This window comes from Rhodosalinus sp. (genome assembly GCF_041685465.1).
GTDB lineage: Bacteria > Pseudomonadota > Alphaproteobacteria > Rhodobacterales > Rhodobacteraceae > Rhodosalinus.
The window spans coordinates 14537-19732 of sequence record NZ_JAWLFS010000026.1 but is presented as its reverse complement, the minus strand read 5'-3'; the positions used below and the strand labels follow the sequence as shown (position 1 = coordinate 19732).

At 71.8% G+C, this 5196-nt stretch carries 6 protein-coding genes; 3 read left to right on the top strand and 3 right to left on the bottom strand.

Going from position 1 to position 5196, the window contains the following annotated elements; all coding sequences use genetic code 11:
* Positions 1 to 291, bottom strand: a 291-nt coding sequence (locus ACESL7_RS03220; RefSeq protein WP_372891392.1) for a hypothetical protein, incomplete at its 3' end; no start/stop codon positions are given.
* Positions 275 to 577, bottom strand: a complete 303-nt coding sequence (locus tag ACESL7_RS03215) for a DUF5132 domain-containing protein (protein ID WP_372891390.1) — start codon at positions 575 to 577, stop codon at positions 275 to 277. The genes ACESL7_RS03220 and ACESL7_RS03215, both read right to left, overlap by 17 nt.
* Positions 578 to 734: 157 nt before the next feature.
* On the opposite strand from ACESL7_RS03215, the gene ACESL7_RS03210 reads away from it, so the two are divergent.
* The 3 genes from ACESL7_RS03210 to ACESL7_RS03200 are packed head-to-tail and all read left to right on the top strand — an operon-like array spanning position 735 to position 2272.
* On the top strand, positions 735 to 1022 hold the full coding sequence (locus ACESL7_RS03210; protein WP_372891389.1) for a sll1863 family stress response protein: 288 nt from the start codon (positions 735 to 737) through the stop codon (positions 1020 to 1022).
* The gene (locus ACESL7_RS03205; protein ID WP_372891387.1) at positions 1019 to 1501 is read left to right on the top strand and encodes a sll1863 family stress response protein; all 483 of its coding nucleotides are present in this window, start codon (positions 1019 to 1021) and stop codon (positions 1499 to 1501) included. Before ACESL7_RS03210 ends, ACESL7_RS03205 begins: the two co-directional genes overlap by 4 nt.
* A gap of 27 nt (positions 1502 to 1528) precedes the next feature.
* Positions 1529 to 2272 carry a ZIP family metal transporter gene (locus tag ACESL7_RS03200; RefSeq protein WP_372891385.1) on the top strand — a complete coding sequence of 248 codons (744 nt, stop codon included), beginning with the start codon at positions 1529 to 1531 and terminating at the stop codon, positions 2270 to 2272.
* A 508-nt stretch (positions 2273 to 2780) separates the two neighbouring features.
* Here ACESL7_RS03200 and ACESL7_RS03195 read toward each other — a convergent pair.
* Positions 2781 to 5105 (bottom strand): CDC48 family AAA ATPase, encoded by a 2325-nt coding sequence (locus ACESL7_RS03195; RefSeq protein WP_372891383.1) that lies wholly within the window; start codon positions 5103 to 5105, stop codon positions 2781 to 2783.
* Positions 5106 to 5196: the final 91 nt, after the last annotated feature.

Below are 5196 nucleotides of genomic sequence, written 5' to 3'. Positions count from 1 at the left end.
CCCGAGCTTCACCATCTGCCCCACAGGTGGCGCAGTGGGCGCGCGCCGCGTGACGATGAGCGACCCGGCTTCCATCGCGTCGAGCACCTCGCCGGCGTCGTGGTGCGTCTCGACGATCAGGCTGCCGGTGGCAGGGCGTGCCAGAACCCGATCGACGCCGGCCACCGCGGCGAGCCGGTCGGCGAGGTCCACGAGCGCCTCGCGCCCGAGCGGCCGCGCGGGCCGAAGGCGCGCACGGCGGCCGAGTACCTGCGCCCGGTGAACCGGGATGGCCTCAGCCGGAGCGGGCATCGCCCCCGGAGCCCCCGGGCGCCTCGGCCCCGGTGTCGCCTGCGCTCTCGGCTTCGGCGGCGTCACGCTCGGCGGCCATCTCCTCTCGCACCTCGGCGACGATGTCCTCCATGTGCTCGAAGGCCTCGGCCCCGGCCTTGCGGAACTCGTCGTAGGCCGTCGCGCCGGTGCGCATGCCGGCGCGCACGATCGGCCGTCCGGCGCGGCCGAGGGCGCCCGCCACGCCCGGTACCAGCATCACGGCGCCGACCGCGGCGGCCGCGCCGAGTAGAAAGCCCCTGTTCATCGGGGAACCTCCCCCACACTCCTCGCATTCCATGTTCATAGTAGCGCCCTCGCACGCCGCCGGGCAACCGCCTTGCCGCGTCGCAGCGTGCAAGGGCGCTTCTCACGAAGAGGGCCCGTTGCTAGGCTCGAAACAGGATGCAGGAGGGATCGCATCGATGTCGGAACGTGACAGATACGTCGAAGAGACCAAGGCACAACTCGATCGCTGGAACGCACAGATCGACGAGATGAAGGCCAAGATGCAGGAAGCCGAGGCCGACACGAAGGCCAGGTACGAAAAGCAGCTCGAAGAGATGCGCACCCAGCGCGACGAGGCGCAGAAGCAGCTCGAGAAGATGCGCGCGGCGAGCGACGCGGCATGGGACGACGTGAAAGCCGGCGTCGACCGGGCGTGGGACCAGATTTCCGACGCCTTCGAAAGCGCGATGGCGCGTTTCCGGTGAGCCCGCGCGCCACGACCCGCGCGGCGGGGATCGTCCTCGCCGCGCTTTCCGTCCTCGCCACCCCCGCGGCGGCGCAGGAGGAGGAGGAGGCCCCCGGGACCACGCCCGCGGAGGTGCGCCAGGAGATCGCCGACGCGATGGAGGCCGTCTCGGAGTATTCCGCACAGGAGCGGGACGAGGCCCTCGAACGCGCCCGCGACGGGCTCGACCGGCTCGACGCCGAAATCGCGCGGCGCGAGCAGGCGCTGCGCGAGAACTGGGCCGGGATGTCCGACACGGCGCGCGAAGAGGCACGCAGCCGGCTCGAGGAGTTGCGCTCGGCGCGCAACCGGCTCGGTGAACGCTACGGTGCCCTGCAGGCCGGGGCGCGCGACGCCTGGGGCGCGCTGCGCGACGGCTTTTCCGATGCCTGGGGCGAGGTGTCCGAGGCGTGGAGCGACAGCGACGCCGACGGCGGCGGCGATACCGCAACCGACTGATCCCGGCGCGCGCCGCGGGAGGGACACTTGGAAACATCGCTCTGGATCGTCGTCGGGGCGGCCTTCATCACGGCGATCATGACAGGTGTCGGCGCCCTGCCCTTTCTTTTCGTCCGCCGCCTCGGCGACCGGACGATGGGCCTTTCGAACGCGGCCGCGGCGGGCCTCATGCTGGCCGCGAGCCACAGCCTCATCGCCGAGGGCGTGGGGCTCGACGTCGCCTTGACCCTCGCGGGCGTGGTCGCAGGCCTCGGCGCCATCGTTCTCGCCAACCGTGCGCTCACCGGCGCGGGCGAGGTGGACGTGGCCGACCTGACCGGCGCGAACGCGGCGAAGGCACTTCTGATCCTCGGCATCATGACGGCGCATTCCTTCGCCGAGGGCGTGGGCGTCGGCGTCTCCTTCGCGGGCTCCGAGGGCCTCGGCGCCTTCATCACCACCGCGATCGCCTTTCACAACGTCCCCGAGGGGCTCGCCATCGCGCTGGTGCTGATCCCGCGCGGCACCGCGGTCTGGAAGGCCGCGCTCTGGGCGATCTTCACGAGCCTGCCGCAACCGATCATGGCCGCGCCCGCCTATCTCTTCGTCGAGATCTTCCAGCCGTTCCTGCCCGTGGGCCTCGGCCTCGCGGCCGGGGCGATGATCTGGATGGTCTTCGCCGAGCTCTTCCCCGATGCGCAGGAGAACGTCTCGAACGAATCCGCCGCGACCGGCGTGGCGCTCGCCTTCGCGGTGATGATGGCCTTCCAGATGCTGGTGCTGCACCACTGACAGGCGGCGTGGGCGACGGCGCGTGGCCCCGGTCGCCAGGGCGCGACCCCGCGGTGGCAGCCGCCCCCCCGAATGCGGAGGCAGCGTCACAGGAACACGCCTGAGGCGAGACCATCCCCAGCTGCCGCGGCGGCGGTCAACTGCATCGCGCGCAATGCGCCGCGTCTGTCCCGCTGCCTGCGTGCCGCGACACGGGGGCGACTCGCTGTCGGCGCCGCCGCCTGCGGGCGCCCACCGGTCTGCACGGCCTTGCGACTCGCTTTCTCGCGTCGGGCTGCGGGGCGAGGAGACCCGCTGTCCAGCCGGCGCATGAGGCGGGAAGGCTGACATTGCGGCAAGCCGCACCATCGTCCTTGAGCGAAGGCACTCCGCCCTGCGTCCACCGCCTGATCGGGCGCCTGCGACGACGATCGCTGTCACCCACGGCCGTCCCTTTTGGCGCGCCTTCGACGCCGGGTGGGCGGCAAGGCATTTGCAAATGCCTTGCACACCGCCCCCCGGGGCGCGGTCATCCGCGCCGGCGCGCCTCGGCTGCCTCGCGGGGCTCGGTCTCTTCGCGGCCGCCCTTGGGCAGGCGGAAGCCGATCGACTGTTCGAACGGATCCTCCCGGCCGAGCGAGGCGCGCAGGCTCTCGTATTCCTTTTCCATCTCCGGCGTCACCGAGGCGCGGCTCTCCTGCAGCGCGGCGTCGAAGGCGGCGCGATCCACCCGCGCGTCACCCTTGCGCAGCGCGACGAGCCCCGCGCGGCGCACCACGTCCTCCAGATCGGCGCCGGTGTAGCGCTCGGTGCGCTTGGCGACGTCGTCGAGATCGACATCCTCGCCGAGCGGCATGTCCTTGGCCCGGATCTCGAGAATGCGCCGGCGCGCGCCGAGATCGGGGACCGGCACATAGATCAGTTCGTCGAAGCGGCCCGGCCGCAGGAGCGCGGGATCGACGAGGTTCGGACGGTTGGTCGCGCCGATCACCACCACGCCCTGCAGCTCTTCCAGACCGTCCATCTCGGAGAGGATCGTGTTGACCACGCGCTCGGTCACCGCGGGCTCGCCGAGCCCGCCGCCGCGGACGGGCGCGAGGCTGTCGATCTCGTCGATGAAGATGACCGTCGGTGCCACCTGACGCGCGCGACGGAAGAGGCGCGCGACCTGCTGCTCGCTCTCGCCGTACCACTTCGACAGCAGATCGGAGGACTTCGTCGCGATGAAGTTCGCCTCCGCCTCGCGCGCCACGGCCTTGGCGAGGAGGGTCTTGCCGGTGCCGGGCGGCCCGTAGAGCAAAAAGCCCTTGGCCGGACGGATGCCGAGGCGGCGGAAGGCGTCCGGGTCCTTGAGCGGCAGCTCGATGCTTTCCTTCATCGTCTCGCGCACCTCCGAGAGGCCGCCGATGTCGTCCCAGGAAACATTGGGCACCTGGATCATGATCTCGCGCATGGCCGAGGGCTGCACGCGGCGCAGCGCGTTCTCGAAATCGGCGCGCGTGACGGCGAGGTCTTCGAGAATCCGCGCGGGCACCTCTTCCTTCAGGTCGATCTCGGGCAGGAGGCGGCGCACCGCGTCCATCGCGGCTTCACGCGCGAGCGCGGCGATGTCGGCGCCGACGAAGCCGTAGGTCACCCGCGCGAGCCCGTCGAGGTCCACGTCCTCGTCGAGCGGCATGCCCCGGGTGTGGATGCCCAGCACCTCGCGCCGGCCCGCCTGATCGGGCACGCCGATGGTAAGCTCGCGGTCGAAACGGCCGGGCCGGCGCAGCGCCTCGTCGAGCGAGTCGATCCGGTTCGTCGCCCCGATCACCATGACGTTCTGGCGCGGCTGCAACCCGTCCATCAGCGTGAGCAGCTGCGCCACCAGCCGGCGCTCGGCCTCGCCGCCGGTCTGGTCGCGCTTGGGCGTGATCGAGTCGATCTCGTCGATGAAGATGATCGCCGGCGCCTGCTCGCCGGCCTGCTGGAAGACCTGGCGCAAACGCTCCTCGCTCTCGCCCTGCATCTTGCCGAGGATCTCGGGACCGTTGACGAGGAAGAACTCGGCCTCCGCCTCGTTCGCCACCACGCGCGCCAGAAGCGTCTTGCCGGTGCCGGGCGGCCCGTGCAGCAGCACGCCCTTCGGCGGGTCGATCCCGAGGCGCTGGAAAAGCTCCGGATGGCGCAGCGGCAGTTCGACCATCTCGCGGATGCGGTCCACCGTGTCGCCGAGCCCGCCGATATCGTCGTAGGTGATGTCGGGGCGGCGGCTCTCCGCCGGTTCCTCGTAGGTGGGGCGCAGGATGACCTCGGTCTCCTCGGTCATCTGCACGAGCGCGCGCGGCTCGGTCGAGACCACGACGAGGCGGATTTCCTGCAGCCCGTAGGCGGGCAGATCGAGCATGCGGCGCAGTTCCTCCGGGATGCGCCGGTCGGCCTGGGCGCGCGGGGCGTGCACCGAGGTCGAGACCACGTCGCCCGCCGCGAAGGGCCGGCGCAGGAAGCTGCGGCGCAACGCCTCGCCCGAGCCGTGCAGCCGCATCTCCTTCTGCGCGGGGGCGAGCACGACCCGCTTGGCCGGGCGGAGCTCGGCGCGGGCGACCTCCACCTGTTCGCCGGCGGCGACGCCGGCGTTGCCGCGCAGCAGCCCGTCGAGCCGGGCGAGCGTCAGACCCTCGTCCTCGGGCGCGGGGGGCATGGCGATGGCGGCAGTGCAGCGCTTGCCGGAGATCTCCACCACGTCGCCCTCGCGCACGCCGATGCGCTCCATCGTGGGGCGGTCGAGGCGCACGATGCCGCGGCCCGAATCCTCCGGACGCGCGCTCGCCACCTGCAGCCGCACGCTGCCTGCATCCTCGTCCGTGTCCGCCATGCCGGTTCTCCTTGCGCCTGACGCGCCCGAGACAGGGGCGCACCGGGGGAATGCGCGGCGGCGGGCAGGGTTCCGCCCGGGGACGGCCCCG

Bases quoted from the DNA above. Each gene is read 5' to 3' on its own strand.
- ACESL7_RS03195 (WP_372891383.1), bottom strand. From the start codon at position 5,105: ATGGCGGACACGGACGAGGATGCAGGCAGCGTGCGGCTGCAGGTGGCG.
- ACESL7_RS03210 (WP_372891389.1), top strand. From the start codon at position 735: ATGTCGGAACGTGACAGATACGTCGAAGAGACCAAGGCACAACTCGAT.
- ACESL7_RS03215 (WP_372891390.1), bottom strand. From the start codon at position 577: ATGAACAGGGGCTTTCTACTCGGCGCGGCCGCCGCGGTCGGCGCCGTG.